Origin of the sequence: Pantoea sp. GABEPS69, assembly GCF_045780835.1 — a bacterium.
Taxonomy (GTDB): Bacteria; Pseudomonadota; Gammaproteobacteria; order Enterobacterales; family Enterobacteriaceae; genus Pantoea; species Pantoea septica.
In genome coordinates this window covers 1,760,428-1,773,255 of the sequence record NZ_CP118618.1, presented here as the reverse complement: position 1 = coordinate 1,773,255, position 12,828 = coordinate 1,760,428, and the positions used below count along the sequence as shown (strand labels likewise).

The window sequence follows — 12,828 nt, the reverse complement described above, 5'->3', positions numbered from 1 at the left end:
TATGATGGAAATAACCTCGCTACAAATCATCCTGATATTTATCGTGGCCTGTATTGCGGGTATGGGTTCGATTCTGGATGAGTTTCAGTTTCACCGTCCGCTGGTGGCCTGTACCCTGATTGGGGCGGTGCTCGGCGATATGAAAACCGGCATCATCATCGGCGGCACGCTGGAGATGATCGCGCTGGGCTGGATGAACATCGGCGCCGCCGTGGCGCCCGATGCGGCTCTCGCCTCAATTATCTCCACCATTCTGGTTATCGCCGGCGGTCAGAGCGTCGGCGCGGGCATTGCGCTGGCGATTCCGCTGGCGGCGGCGGGCCAGGTGCTGACGATTATCGTGCGCACCATCACCGTGGCCTTCCAGCACGCGGCCGATAAGGCGGCGGAGAAAGGCAACCTGACGGCGATTTCGTGGATCCACGTCTCGGCGCTGGTGTTGCAGGCGATGCGTATCGCCATTCCGGCGCTGATCGTAGCGATTTCCGTCGGCACCAGCGCGGTTCACTCCCTGCTCAGCTCTATCCCTGAAGTGGTCACCAACGGCCTGAACATCGCCGGCGGCATGATCGTGGTGGTCGGTTACGCGATGGTCATCAATATGATGCGCGCAGGCTATCTGATGCCCTTCTTCTACCTCGGCTTCGTCACCGCGGCCTTCACCAGCTTTAACCTGGTGGCGCTGGGCGTCATCGGCGTGGTCATGGCAGTGCTCTATATCCAGCTGGCGCCGAAATATAACCGCGTGGCGGGCGCGCCTGCAGCGGGTCCGGCAAATAACGATCTCGATAACGAACTTGACTAAGGAACAGGTGACAACATGGTAGATACAACTACAACGCAAAAGAAACTCACCCCAGGCGACATTCGCGGCGTGTTTTTGCGGTCGAACCTGTTCCAGGGGTCGTGGAACTTCGAGCGTATGCAGGCGCTGGGCTTCTGTTTCTCGATGGTGCCGGTGATCCGCCGCCTCTATCCGGAAAATAACGAGGCGCGCCGTCAGGCGATCAAACGCCATCTGGAGTTTTTCAACACCCATCCCTACGTAGCCGCGCCGGTATTGGGCGTGACCATGGCGATGGAAGAGCAGCGCGCAAACGGCGCAGCAATCGATGACGCCGCCATCAACGGCATTAAAGTCGGCCTGATGGGCCCGCTGGCGGGCGTGGGCGACCCGATTTTCTGGGGCACCGTGCGTCCGGTCTTCGCCGCGCTCGGCGCAGGCATCGCCATGAGCGGCAGCCTGCTGGGTCCACTACTCTTCTTCGTGCTGTTCAATCTGGCGCGCCTGCTGACCCGCTATTACGGCGTGGCGTACGGTTATCGTAAAGGGATCGATATCGTCAGCGACATGGGCGGCGGTTTCCTGCAGAAGCTGACGGAGGGGGCGTCGATTCTCGGCCTGTTTGTCATGGGCGCGCTGGTGAACAAGTGGACGCACGTTAATATTCCGCTGGTGGTGTCGCGCATTACCGACCAGATCGGGAAGACTACCGTCACTACGGTTCAGACCATCCTCGATCAGCTGATGCCGGGCATCGTGCCGCTGCTGCTGACCTTCGCCTGTATGTGGCTGCTGCGCCGCAAGGTCAACGCGCTGTGGATTATCGTCGGCTTTTTCGTTATCGGGATTTTCGGCTACTGGATCGGCCTGCTTGGCCTGTAGTACTCTCGCCGGGCGCGCCGCGCCCGGCCTCTTCCCCGCTTTTCCGCCGTATCGCCTCAGGAGAATGTGATGACACTAACGGACGGCCTCATCGCGCTCTGCATCGCCGCGCTGCTGCTTTTTTCTCTCTACAACGACTTTATTCTGCCGCGCCGCAAAGGCCCGACGCGTTTAAGCGTGGCGCTGCGGCGCAGGCACAAGATTGACAGCCTGATATTTATCGGGCTGCTGGCGATTTTACTCTGGAATAATGTGACGCATCAGGGGCCGCAGCTCACCACCACCCTGCTGATGGTGCTCCTCTTTCTCGCCTTCTGGCTCTTCTGGCTGCGCCGTCCAGTTCTGCTGATGAAGCGCGACGGGCTGTTTTACGGCAGCGTCTGGATAGCCTATGAACGCATTCAGAGCATCAATCTCTCCGAAGACGGCATTCTGGTGATGCAGCTGGAGCAGCGTCGCCTGCTGATCGCCGTGCAGCAGCTCGACGATCTGGAACGCATCTACCATACGCTGGTAGAGGCGCGCTAATCGCGCCGCCATAGTGTCAGACGGAAGTCGGCGTCGCATTCGAAGGTTTTCGACGCCTGCAGCTCCCCCCACACCGACGGCTTCGCTCGCCAGGCGAAAGGCGTCATCTGCAGCAGCGTGGCCGCCGCGTCGCCGCTCAGGTGCATCGCGTAGCGCAGCGACTGCTGGCTCTCTTCGCTAAAACCGCTGTAGCACTTCTCTTCCGGCGCATGCAGCTGCACCTCGCGATAGATCAGCGCCTTGAACTGTTGCAGATGGTGCGCTCCGGGCGTGACGGTCAGCAGCACGCCGCCAGGCCTGACGACGCGCGTTAGCTCCGCCTCGTTGCAGGGCGCGTAGATACGCACGACGCCATCCAGCGAAGCGTCGGCAAAAGGCAGACGCTGGCTAGAAGCGACGCAGAACCGCACGTCAGGATAGCGCTTCGCCGCCAGACGAATGGCGTTTTTGGCGATATCCAGCCCGTAGACCTCGCCGCCCAGCGCGCTAAGCGCCGAAGTGTAATAGCCTTCGCCGCAGCCGATATCGAGCAGCGCGCCCGCGTCCGGCAGCTTTTCGCGCAGCAGCGCCACCACGCCGTCGCGCAGCGGCTGATAGTAGCCCGCCTGCAGAAATTCACGCCGCGCCTGCATCATCTCCGGGCTGTCGCCAGGCTCGCGCGAACCTTTATGCTGAACGGGCAGCAAATTGAGGTAGCCCTCTTTCGCCTGATCGAACTGATGACGGTTTTCACAGCGCCAGCTGCGGTTTTCAGGCTGTAAAGGGAGATGACAGAGGGGGCAAATCAGCAACATACGAACTCCATTAACAAGAGCGCCGCAGTGTACTCCGTTCGCTGTCGTATCGAAAGCGCAAAGAAAAAGCCCCGGTCAGATGACCAGGGCTTTACAGGATTCGTTTTCAGTGGTGCATGGCACCGAGCTGGCACGAAATCAGATAGCGGTTACGTTGACAGCAGCCGGGCCTTTCTGGCCGTCCTGAATTTCGAACTCAACGCTTTGGCCTTCAGCCAGGGTTTTGAAACCGTTGCCCTGGATAGCGGAGAAGTGTACGAACACATCTTTGCTACCGTCAGCAGGAGTAATAAAACCAAAACCTTTAGACTCGTTGAACCACTTAACCTGACCTTTAATCTTTGCCATTTTGCAAATTCCTTAGAGTGTTTATTTTGCCCGAAGGCAGACCTACAGAGAAACCAGAGACGTTACTGAATGAGGCACTAATAAGGTTCGGCAAGGAAGCGGTATTCAACGTCAACGTTTTTACTCGTAACTTCTTTACTGAAGATGCCATACATAAACAGAACTGTACCTCGTTTGACCCACGAATTGTTATCACATATCCGCAAATTAATGGCAAGGCATTTTTAATCGACCATGGACGCGCCGCACAAAATTTGCAAAGCAGCGACACGCTTTGTTCATTTTGGTACATAACTTGCCCAGCTTGTAGCCGAAAAAGCGATATCCATCAACCCGTCGAAGATGCGAATAACTTTAGCGGATAACCGCGTCTTCATCCAACCTTGTTCACCGTAACGAATTAATTTACAGATAGATTATTGCAGTATTATGGCATTCGTTTTTCTTAAGCGAAACCGTAAAACTAAAATGCGCCGCTGTTTTTGTCTTTAACGATAGCGGGCTCTCATTTTTGCTGGCGCAGATAATAAATGCTTTTGCACCAAAATCAGGAAAATAAAAACAGCCGTTGCCCCAATTAAAAGCAGAGCAACACTTATTTCTTATTACCATTTATTCTTTGATCCTGAATAATTGTTCTCTTAAAACCCAATACCCGCCTGGGGATAAGCGTCGTTATTTAGGAATTATCCTGGTTTATATTCGCCAGACTGCGGCCCTCCCCTATTCTCCACGGCGCAAAGCGGCCATTATCCTCTCCGCTGCGCTGAATGGCGCGCATTAATTCCGCCGGAGGCTCATCCAGCGATTCGTCAGCCAGTTCGAACACGCCCCAGTGGATCGGTAAGGTTAGCGGCTCACCCGTTAGCCGCCATAATGAAACCGCATGATCGGGATCCATATGGCTACTCTGCATGAACCATTTCGGTGCATAGGCGCCAACCGGTAAAGCCGCCAGATTAAAAGGGCCGAGCCGGCGCGGGATCTCCGCCAGATGGTCAGAAAAACCGCTGTCGCCGGAAAACCAGAAATTAAGCGTCTTGCTGCGCACCACCCAGCCGCACCACAGCGAGCGGTTGCGATCGTAGGGCGTGCGCATGCTCCAGTGACGCGCCGGCACGGCGGTCAGGGTCAGATCCGCTTCCTGCCGGCTCTGCCACCAGTCGAGCTGGCGCACGTGGCGCGCGCCGCGCCGTTTAAACCAGCCTTCCAGCCCCAGCGGCACCAGAAAGAGGACCTCAGGGAAGCGGCGGAGAATGCGCCTGATGGTGGCGGAGTCGAGATGATCGTAGTGATTATGGGAAATCAGCACATAGTCGAGGCGCGGCAGATCCTGAATGCGCAGCGGCGGCGGGGTTTTACGTTTCGGTCCGGCAAAGGGCAGCGGCGAAGCGCGCGTCGAGAGTGCCGGATCGATCAGCAGATAGCGCTGATTCAGGCGCAGCAGCATCGCCGCATGGCCTAACCACCAGACGCGATCGTCCGCACCAGCGAGATCGGCGGGCTGCCACCAGCGCATCCTGAACTGCTCATAGCCCGCCTGCGGCGGGAATGGCACTCCTGCCGCTTTGCGCTCTTTACGCCAGCGATCGAGATCGCCTGGCTGGCGCAGATCCGGTTCGAGATTGCGAAAGCCTTCAGGGGTGTGGTGCGTTTTGCTGGCGTCGTACCAGGGGTTTTGCCAGGGCATGTCGCCTCCTTGCCGGGCTAAGGAACCTTAGCGTTCCGGGATCATGCGGATAAATTCGCGCGGCTCTTCCGTCTCCGGCTTTTCCTGCTCCCCGCGCTGGCTTTCCACCAGGCGACGCAGCAGCGCGTTCTGTTTTTTCTGCTCTTCCAGCAGCTGGCTCAGCAGCTGGATCTGTTCGCTGGCGCGCACGCTGGCCCGGTTAACGAAAAACCAGGCGATAAACGCCACAATGATAGTGACCGCCAGTACGCCATAGCTGAACAGCGGATCGGTGGTTGCGGCTAATTCGTTCATAACTGCCTCAAAAACGGAAAATATCGATGGCGTCGATTCTACCTGCTGCGCACGCGGCTGACCAGGCTATGCGCCTGAATGCAGAATTCCCTGACGCCTCGCTTTCAGCAATCTCCGATCGCTTCGGCAGACAAAGCGAGGCAAGCTGTTAATATTACGGTCGGCAGCACAAGGTGGACAGCTGCGTTATGTATCACAAGGAGAAAAAATGAAACTCTTTATTCGGGCGATCGTTCTGCTCGCCGTTATCTGGGTCGCCATGCTGTTTACCGGCTATGGCGTGCTGACCGGCAGCGCTAAAAACGCAGCGGGTCTTGGCCTGCAGTGCAACTACCTGACCGCGCGCGGTCTGATTACCGCCCAGTATCTGCATACCGACAGCGGCGTTATCGGCGTGAGTGACTGCCCGCTGCTGAAGAAGAGCGGAGAGGTGATCGACAATTAAGCGGCACGCGGCCAACTGAGCCGCACTGACTATTCATTAAAAGGTCAAGCGGGCGTTTGCCCGCTTTTTTATCAGAAATCGTAGTGGTGATAGCCCATCTCGGCTGAGAGCGCCCGCGCCGCACGGTGCAGCATGGCGACATAGTCGCTTTTCGCCTCTTCCGAGAAGCGGATGGTCGGGAAAGAGATGCTCAGACCGGCGATAACCACGCCGAAGCGGTCAAAAACCGGCACGGCGATACAGCGTAATCCCTCTTCCTGCTCCTCGTTATCTTCGCCGAAGCCCTGCGCCTTCACTTGATCCAGCACCTCGATCAGTGCTTCGCGCGTGACGATGGTGTTGGCGGTGCTGCGTTTGAATTCTACCTCTTTGAGGATCTCATTCACCTCGGCGCGGTCGCGCCATGCGAGCAGCACTTTGCCGATCGCCGTGGTGTGCAGCGGATTGCGCCGTCCGATGCGCGAATACATACGCAAATTATAGAGCGAGTCGATTTTATGGATATAGACGATGCTGTCCTCTTCCAGCGCCCCGAGGTGAATCGTCTCTTTGGTCAGTCGTGAAAGCTCGCGCATCTGCACGTCTGCGCTGCGAATAAGATCGACGTTCTGCAACGCCTTTGCGCCCAGCTCGAACAGCTTCAGCGTCAGAGAGTACTTTTCGCTCTCGCCTTCCTGCGTTACATAACCCAGCGTCTTCATGGTCTGCAGGAAGCGGTAAACGGTGCTCTTCGACATCATCACGCGCTGCGCCAGCTCGGTAATGCCGTGATCGCGCTCTTCGCCCAGCGCCTGCAGAATGCCGAACACCTTCATAACGGAGGATACGGCATCGGGTTGTTTATCGTTTTCACTGGCGGCCATCGCGAACCCTTTTTTAAAATTGTTTTAATAAAATCGGAACAGGTGACCAATATAGCGCGCCAAACCCTCACCTGTCACCGCACGACATACTTTAACCCCGCTTTTTGCGTTAAAGACGGTGCGTTTCAGCAGCAGATTCATTAGCATGGTGATATTCACCCACTTTATTTTTCTCTCTATGTCCCCGACACCTTTTCAGGATGGCCTGCCCGCTCCGCAGCGGTACGGCGCTATTTTTACCATTGCGCTGGGTATTATGATGGCGGTGCTGGATGGCGCTATCGCCAACGTGGCGCTGCCGACCATCGCACGCGACCTGCACGCCAGCCCGGCGCAGTCGGTCTGGATCGTTAATGCCTATCAAATCGCTATCGTCGCCTCGCTGCTGTCGCTCTCTTTTCTTGGCGATATGCTCGGCTATCGTCGGGTCTATCAGGTCGGGCTCGGCCTGTTTATCCTCACCTCAGCCTTTTGTGCCCTTTCCTCGTCGCTGTCGATGCTGACGCTGGCGCGCGTGCTGCAGGGCTTTGGCGGCGCGGCGCTGATGAGCGTCAACACCGCGCTGATCCGCATTATCTATCCGCAGCGTCACCTGGGGCGCGGCATGGCGATCAATTCGCTGGTGGTGGCGGTCTCCAGCGCTGCCGGGCCGACGGTGGCGGCGGCGATTCTGTCGTTCGCCAGCTGGAAGTGGCTGTTCCTGATTAACGTGCCGCTCGGCGTGATTGCGCTGTGGCTGGCGCTGCGCTTCCTGCCGGAGAACAGCCAGAAAGCGAAGGCGCAGAAGTTCGACGTGCCGAGCGCGCTGATGAACGCGCTGTTTTTCGGCCTTCTCATCTATGCGCTGACCGGTTTCGCCCAGGGCGGCAGCCGGGCGCTGGCGCTGGCTGAAGTGGTGGTGCTGGCGGTGCTCGGCTGGTTCTTCGTGCGTCGACAGCAGCGTCTGGCGGTGCCGCTGCTGCCGGTGGATCTACTGCGCATTCCGCTGTTCAGCCTCTCTGTCTGCACCTCCATTTGCTCTTTCTGCGCACAGATGCTGGCGATGGTGTCGCTGCCCTTTTTCCTGCAGAACGTGCTGGGACGCGACGAGGTCGCAACCGGCCTGCTGCTGACGCCCTGGCCGCTGGCGACGATGGTGCTGGCGCCGATTGCCGGACGCCTGATTGAGCATATTCACGCCGGGCTGCTTGGCGGCATCGGCCTGGCGCTGTTCGCGGCGGGATTGTTTCTGCTGGCGCTGTTGCCCGCGCAACCGCAGGACTGGGATATTATCTGGCGCATGGCGCTGTGCGGCGCCGGTTTCGGCCTGTTCCAGTCGCCCAACAACCACACCATTATCTCTTCCGCCCCGCGCAACCGCAGCGGCGGCGCCAGCGGCATGCTGGGCACGGCGCGTCTGCTGGGTCAGAGCAGCGGCGCAGCGCTGGTGGCGCTGATGTTCACCCTGTTCGATCAGGGCGGCACGCACGCTTCACTGATCCTCGCCGGACTCTTCTCCAGCGTCGCCGCGCTCTTCAGCCTGTCGCGCCTGTCGCAGAAACGCGCCGCGGCGCAGTGACGGCCATAAAAAAGGCGACTCCGGGGAGTCGCCTTTTTATCGCCTGAGCGGTTACTTCAGATACTGACCGCTGCGCAGCGCTTCAATACGCTTATCCAGCGGCGGGTGCGACATAAAGAGCTCGCTCAGCGACTTATTTTTGCCGTTGATGCAGAACGCCATCATGCTGCTCGGCTCCTGCGGTTCGTAGCTGGTTTTCAGACGCTGCAGCGCGGCGATCATCTTCTCGCGCCCTACCAGCTTCGCAGAACCGGCGTCGGCGTGGAATTCGCGGTGGCGCGAGAACCACATGGTGATGATGCTGGCCAGAATACCGAACACCAGCTCCAGCACCGTCGCCACGGCAAAGTAGACCAGCGGATTGCCGTTGCTGCTCTCTTCGCCGTCGCGGTTGCCGGAGAGAAAGCCCGACGCCACCTGCGCGATAATGCGCGAGATAAAGATGACGAAGGTGTTCACGATGCCCTGAATCAGCGTCATGGTCACCATGTCGCCGTTGGCGATATGCGCGATCTCATGCGCCAGCACCGCTTCCGCTTCGTCGCGGCTCATGTTCTGCAACAGTCCGGTAGAAACGGCGACCAGCGAGGCGTCGCGGCGCGCGCCGGTGGCGAAGGCGTTGATGTCGGGCGCATGGTAGATAGCGACCTGCGGCATCGCGATGCCCGCCTGCTGCGCCTGACGCCCAACGGTCTGCATCAGCCAGCGTTCCGTTTCATTCCGGGGTTGTTCAATCACTTCACCGCCGACCGAACGCAACGCCATCCACTTCGACATCAGCAGTGAAACAAACGCACCGCCAAAGCCAAACAGGCCTGCCATGATCATCAGGCCCTGAACACTGCTTGACTGGATCCCTGTCAGGCTGAGGATCAGCCCAAAGACCAACATCACAGCTAAGTTGGTCACCAGGAAAAGAGCAATACGCATCATAAAAGTTAATCTTCCTCAGTTGTTCATGCGCTGACTGCGCGGATCCTTATCCTAGGGTCATCGCAGCGCATTTCAAGCGACCTTAAGCTTTAAGTGCCTAAAAAGACATAACTTTACATTTAGTCACGCTTTCGCTGCACGGCCAGGTTTGCGCGGGTGGTTGCCGGCTTGCAGGCAAAAAAAGCACCGCCTCGCGGTGCTTTTCACTCCCCGGCGCTTACTGCGCGGCGGGGGCTGTTGACGCGGGCTGGGACTTATCCAGCTGCGCCAGATCGTTGGCGATTCTTACCGTCTCGTCGAGATAAGGATCGGGCTCTTTATAATCTTTCGGCAGATCGTCCAGGCTCTTCAGCGGCTTTTTGCCTTCCGCCTGATAGCGCGCGTTAATCCGCTCCAGACGCAGCGCATCCTCTTCGTGGTTCTCTTTTTCGCGCTGGGCGAGATTGAGCGACACGATATTGCGCTTGTCCTTCATCGCATTGAAGCGGGCGATATCTTTCATGATGTACTGGAACTCGCGATCCTCGGCGATACGCGCTTCATGCTGTTTGGTCAGCTGCGCTACCAGCGGCTTGACGTCGCCGGTTTTGGTGTAGGTCGCCGCGTTGATGCTGTCCCACGGCAGCGCGTTATCTTCGAACTTCTCGCCGGTTTCCGCCGCTTCTACGCCGGTCGGCATCAGCAGATCCGGCGTGACGCCTTTACGCTGGGTGCTGCCGCCGTTGATGCGGTAGAACTTCTGGATGGTGTACTGCACGGAACCGAGCGCAGGCCACTCCGGACGCAACATCTGATCGTAGATACGGTTCAGGGAGCGATACTGCTGCACGGTGCCTTTGCCGAAGGTCGGTTCCCCGACGATCAGCGCGCGACCGTAATCCTGCATCGCCGCCGCGAAGATTTCCGACGCCGAAGCGCTGAAGCGGTCCACCAGCACCACCAGCGGGCCTTTGTAGTAGACGACGCCGTCGTTGTCGCTGTCTTCACGCACGCGACCGTTGTTGTCGCGCACCTGCACGACCGGACCGCTGGGGATAAACAGACCGGAAAGCGAAACCGCTTCGGTCAGCGCGCCGCCGCCGTTGGTGCGCAGATCGATCACCACGCTGTCGACGTTCTGCTTCTGCAGTTTTTGCAGCTGCACCTTCACGTCATCGGTCAGACCGACATAGAAGCCCGGAATATCCAGCACGCCGACTTTCTGTTTGCCGACGTTGTGCACGCTCATCTTCACCGCGCGGTCTTCAAGGCGGATCTTCTCGCGCGTCAGGGTCACGGTGCGGGTTTTGGTGCCTTTGCCCGCCGGCAGCACTTCAAGACGCACTTTGCTACCTTTCGGCCCCTTGATTTTGGCTACCACGTCGTCGAGACGCCAGCCGATCACATCTTCCATCGGCTTGCCCGGCTGACCGACGCCGACAATGCGGTCGCCGACGCTGATCGCTTTGCTCTTCGCCGCCGGACCGCCTGCGACCATCGAGTTGATCACCGTGTAGTCGTCATCCATTTGCAGCACCGCGCCGATGCCTTCCAGCGACAGGCTCATTTCGGTGTTGAACTGTTCGGTGTTGCGCGGCGACAGGTAGTTGGTGTGCGGGTCGATTTCATGCGCAAACGCGGTCATCGCCAGCTGGAACACATCTTCGCTGTTGCTCTGCGCCAGACGACGGATCGCGAAGTTGTAGCGCTTGGTCAGCACATCGCGGATCTCTTTTTCGTCTTTGCCCGCCAGCTTAAGGCTGAGCTGGTCATATTTGACCTTGGCGTCCCATAGCGCGTTCAGTTCCGCCTGATCTTTCGGCCAGGGCGCTTTGGCGCGGTCGATATCGATGGTGTCGTTGCCGCTAAAGTTCATCGGGCGGTTCAGCACGTCGAGCGCGTACTGGTAGCGCTCGAAACGGCGTTTCTGCGCCAGATTGTAGAGATCGTAAAACACGTCCAGCTTGCCGCTGCGCAGCTCATCGCCAAGCGTGGTTTTTTTATCGGCGAACTGCGCCACATCCGACGCCAGCAACACGTTGTGGTTGTAGTCGAGCAGATTGAGGTAGCGGTCGAAAATTTTCGCTGAAAACGCCTGGTCGAGATCGAACTGGCGATAGTGTGAGCGGGTAAAGCGGGAGGTCACCCGTTCGCTGACGGTGGGATCCTGCGGATCTTCGTGAAGCTGGGGGATCTGATCGGCGCGGGTAATATTCTCAGCGCCAAATGAAGGGCCTGCCAGTAGCAGGCCCGCAATCATACCGATTTTTAACAGGGTGTTCATGCCGGGGTCAGCCTCCGTTTCAGAACTGCAAGTGTTCTGCGCGCACAATCATTGCCATGCCGGAAGCGAGCTGTACCCGAACGCCGTCTTTTGACACTTCAAGAACGGTCGCGTCCATCGCACTTTTGCCTGCTTTGACTTTGATATTCTGGCCAGGTTGCAAAGTTGAGGTATCGGTGATGGGTTTCGCCTGCGCTGCAGGGCGCGGAGCCGGTTTGCGATCCTGAGCGGCCGGACGAGGCGACTGAGGACGCGCTTTACGCGGCGCTTCGCCTTCTGCTGGCTTGCGTGCGGCCGGACGACGCGGACGACGGGGTTCTGCGCCCTCTTCGCCTGCTTCGCGCTTCGCGGCTTTCTGCTGCTCGCGCTGCGCCTGAACGCGCGCTTTCGCCTCTTCCAACTGCTGGCGCGCATGCTGCACGTGCTGCTCGTCGAGCACGCCGCAGGCGTTGCCGTCGAGATCGACGCGCGTCGCGCCGGCTTTGATGCCGTAGAGATAACGCCAGCTGGAGGTATAGAGACGCAGCGCCGAACGCAGCTGAGTCTTGCTCAGACCCATTTCGCCCTGAACGCGCTCGACCAGATCCTGAAAGATGCCGATTTTGAGCGGACGCGCCTCACCTTCGGCGCTAAAGCAGTTTGGAAAACGTTCCGCCAGAAAGGCGATCACTTCTTTACTGCTATTCAACTTAGGTTGATTTTCCATGAAATTTCCTGATTACAACGGATTTGCCGACCAGAGCAGGCATGAACAGGCGACATTATAATGACAACATTGCCAAATACCATGCGATCCAGTCGATTAGCTACGCGTCAGCTGCAAAAATATTTCGATATCGCTGTCCGCCAGCACGTCGCAAAGCCCATCAGTCAGTGCAACCAGCCCTGTCTCATCCTCGCTGTCGAAGCGATTGAACACCGTGCTGTCGATATCCAGAACGCCTACCAGCGCGCCGTTTACTTTCAGAGGAATCACGATCTCGGCGTTGCTGGCGGCGTCGCAGGCGATATGGCCAGGAAAGGCGTGCACGTCGCCGACGCGCTGCACTTTATCCTGCGCCATCGCCGTGCCGCAGACGCCTTTGCCTACCGGGATGCGCACGCAGGCGATTTTGCCCTGAAAAGGCCCCAGCACCAGCGTGTCGGCTTCCGTCAGCAGGTAGAAGCCCGCCCAGTTGACGCCCTCGAGGCGTTCATACAGCAGCGCGCTGAAATTGCCCATTGCGGCGAGGAACGATCTCTCCCCTGCGAGCAATGCGCGCATGTCGCGATTCAAATCATCGTAAAAGGCAGTTTTGTTCATTGTTTAACCATTAACATTAACAACAGAGCGGCTTTAATTAACCGCCCGTTAAAATAAGCACTAAATATCCACCGCCACAAGGTGAATCATAGCGTTAGTTGCTATAACCTTAGATTTTTGTGGATCGAAACGTGGGCCCCTTG

Annotated in this window: 14 protein-coding genes and 1 pseudogene; 5 read left to right on the top strand and 10 right to left on the bottom strand. The window is 58.1% G+C overall.

The features are described 5' to 3' along the window. Nucleotides 1-4: 4 nt before the first annotated feature. The 3 genes from PVE98_RS08765 (at nucleotide 5) to PVE98_RS08755 (ending at nucleotide 2,194) form a co-directional block, all read left to right on the top strand. Complete coding sequence (locus PVE98_RS08765) at nucleotides 5-805, top strand: PTS mannose/fructose/sorbose transporter subunit IIC (RefSeq protein WP_033747932.1); 801 nt, start codon at nucleotides 5-7, stop codon at nucleotides 803-805. A gap of 15 nt (nucleotides 806-820) precedes the next feature. Then, nucleotides 821-1,666 (top strand): PTS mannose transporter subunit IID, encoded by an 846-nt coding sequence (locus tag PVE98_RS08760; protein ID WP_333620352.1) that lies wholly within the window; start codon nucleotides 821-823, stop codon nucleotides 1,664-1,666. A gap of 69 nt (nucleotides 1,667-1,735) precedes the next feature. After that, on the top strand, nucleotides 1,736-2,194 hold the full coding sequence (locus PVE98_RS08755; RefSeq protein ID WP_033746597.1) for a DUF986 family protein: 459 nt from the start codon (nucleotides 1,736-1,738) through the stop codon (nucleotides 2,192-2,194). Here PVE98_RS08755 and rlmA read toward each other — a convergent pair. From rlmA to PVE98_RS08730, 5 genes and pseudogenes are all read right to left on the bottom strand, one after another. Then, complete coding sequence (gene rlmA, locus PVE98_RS08750) at nucleotides 2,191-2,988, bottom strand: 23S rRNA (guanine(745)-N(1))-methyltransferase (protein WP_033746595.1); 798 nt, start codon at nucleotides 2,986-2,988, stop codon at nucleotides 2,191-2,193. The genes PVE98_RS08755 and rlmA overlap by 4 nt on opposite strands. Nucleotides 2,989-3,126: 138 nt before the next feature. After that, nucleotides 3,127-3,336, bottom strand: a complete 210-nt coding sequence (gene cspE, locus PVE98_RS08745; RefSeq protein WP_003852684.1) for a transcription antiterminator/RNA stability regulator CspE — start codon at nucleotides 3,334-3,336, stop codon at nucleotides 3,127-3,129. A 21-nt stretch (nucleotides 3,337-3,357) separates the two neighbouring features. Further along, nucleotides 3,358-3,491, bottom strand: a pseudogene (locus PVE98_RS08740) (DUF2627 domain-containing protein). 524 nt (nucleotides 3,492-4,015) lie between these two features. Next, nucleotides 4,016-5,026, bottom strand: coding sequence for an MBL fold metallo-hydrolase (locus PVE98_RS08735; RefSeq protein WP_096073282.1), 1,011 nt, complete (start codon nucleotides 5,024-5,026; stop codon nucleotides 4,016-4,018). A 27-nt stretch (nucleotides 5,027-5,053) separates the two neighbouring features. Then, nucleotides 5,054-5,320 carry a YebO family protein gene (locus tag PVE98_RS08730; protein ID WP_096073283.1) on the bottom strand — a complete coding sequence of 89 codons (267 nt, stop codon included), beginning with the start codon at nucleotides 5,318-5,320 and terminating at the stop codon, nucleotides 5,054-5,056. 208 nt (nucleotides 5,321-5,528) lie between these two features. Between PVE98_RS08730 and PVE98_RS08725 the strand changes: the two genes are divergently transcribed. Next, nucleotides 5,529-5,765, top strand: coding sequence for a YobH family protein (locus PVE98_RS08725; RefSeq protein ID WP_033746584.1), 237 nt, complete (start codon nucleotides 5,529-5,531; stop codon nucleotides 5,763-5,765). A 71-nt stretch (nucleotides 5,766-5,836) separates the two neighbouring features. Here the strand turns inward: PVE98_RS08725 and kdgR are convergent, their stop codons facing one another. Continuing rightward, on the bottom strand, nucleotides 5,837-6,628 hold the full coding sequence (gene kdgR / locus PVE98_RS08720) for a DNA-binding transcriptional regulator KdgR (protein WP_033746582.1): 792 nt from the start codon (nucleotides 6,626-6,628) through the stop codon (nucleotides 5,837-5,839). A 178-nt stretch (nucleotides 6,629-6,806) separates the two neighbouring features. Between kdgR and PVE98_RS08715 the strand changes: the two genes are divergently transcribed. Continuing rightward, nucleotides 6,807-8,186, top strand: coding sequence for an MFS transporter (locus PVE98_RS08715; RefSeq protein WP_096073907.1), 1,380 nt, complete (start codon nucleotides 6,807-6,809; stop codon nucleotides 8,184-8,186). Between the two features lie 51 nt (nucleotides 8,187-8,237). Here the strand turns inward: PVE98_RS08715 and htpX are convergent, their stop codons facing one another. From htpX to PVE98_RS08695, 4 genes are all read right to left on the bottom strand, one after another. Continuing rightward, complete coding sequence (htpX, locus tag PVE98_RS08710; protein ID WP_033746579.1) at nucleotides 8,238-9,119, bottom strand: protease HtpX; 882 nt, start codon at nucleotides 9,117-9,119, stop codon at nucleotides 8,238-8,240. Nucleotides 9,120-9,336: 217 nt separating this feature from the next. Further along, on the bottom strand, nucleotides 9,337-11,382 hold the full coding sequence (prc, locus tag PVE98_RS08705) for a carboxy terminal-processing peptidase (protein ID WP_033746576.1): 2,046 nt from the start codon (nucleotides 11,380-11,382) through the stop codon (nucleotides 9,337-9,339). 19 nt (nucleotides 11,383-11,401) lie between these two features. After that, nucleotides 11,402-12,088 (bottom strand): RNA chaperone ProQ, encoded by a 687-nt coding sequence (gene proQ, locus PVE98_RS08700; protein WP_033746573.1) that lies wholly within the window; start codon nucleotides 12,086-12,088, stop codon nucleotides 11,402-11,404. A gap of 96 nt (nucleotides 12,089-12,184) precedes the next feature. After that, complete coding sequence (locus PVE98_RS08695; protein WP_096073285.1) at nucleotides 12,185-12,685, bottom strand: GAF domain-containing protein; 501 nt, start codon at nucleotides 12,683-12,685, stop codon at nucleotides 12,185-12,187. Nucleotides 12,686-12,828 lie beyond the last annotated feature (143 nt).

Coding starts and splice junctions, on each gene's coding strand:
- PVE98_RS08765 (WP_033747932.1), top strand. CDS start 5: ATGGAAATAACCTCGCTACAAATCATCCTGATATTTATCGTGGCCTGT.
- PVE98_RS08760 (WP_333620352.1), top strand. CDS start 821: ATGGTAGATACAACTACAACGCAAAAGAAACTCACCCCAGGCGACATT.
- PVE98_RS08755 (WP_033746597.1), top strand. CDS start 1,736: ATGACACTAACGGACGGCCTCATCGCGCTCTGCATCGCCGCGCTGCTG.
- rlmA (WP_033746595.1), bottom strand. CDS start 2,988: ATGTTGCTGATTTGCCCCCTCTGTCATCTCCCTTTACAGCCTGAAAAC.
- cspE (WP_003852684.1), bottom strand. CDS start 3,336: ATGGCAAAGATTAAAGGTCAGGTTAAGTGGTTCAACGAGTCTAAAGGT.
- PVE98_RS08735 (WP_096073282.1), bottom strand. CDS start 5,026: ATGCCCTGGCAAAACCCCTGGTACGACGCCAGCAAAACGCACCACACC.
- PVE98_RS08730 (WP_096073283.1), bottom strand. CDS start 5,320: ATGAACGAATTAGCCGCAACCACCGATCCGCTGTTCAGCTATGGCGTA.
- PVE98_RS08725 (WP_033746584.1), top strand. CDS start 5,529: ATGAAACTCTTTATTCGGGCGATCGTTCTGCTCGCCGTTATCTGGGTC.
- kdgR (WP_033746582.1), bottom strand. CDS start 6,628: ATGGCCGCCAGTGAAAACGATAAACAACCCGATGCCGTATCCTCCGTT.
- PVE98_RS08715 (WP_096073907.1), top strand. CDS start 6,807: ATGTCCCCGACACCTTTTCAGGATGGCCTGCCCGCTCCGCAGCGGTAC.
- htpX (WP_033746579.1), bottom strand. CDS start 9,119: ATGATGCGTATTGCTCTTTTCCTGGTGACCAACTTAGCTGTGATGTTG.
- prc (WP_033746576.1), bottom strand. CDS start 11,382: ATGAACACCCTGTTAAAAATCGGTATGATTGCGGGCCTGCTACTGGCA.
- proQ (WP_033746573.1), bottom strand. CDS start 12,088: ATGGAAAATCAACCTAAGTTGAATAGCAGTAAAGAAGTGATCGCCTTT.
- PVE98_RS08695 (WP_096073285.1), bottom strand. CDS start 12,685: ATGAACAAAACTGCCTTTTACGATGATTTGAATCGCGACATGCGCGCA.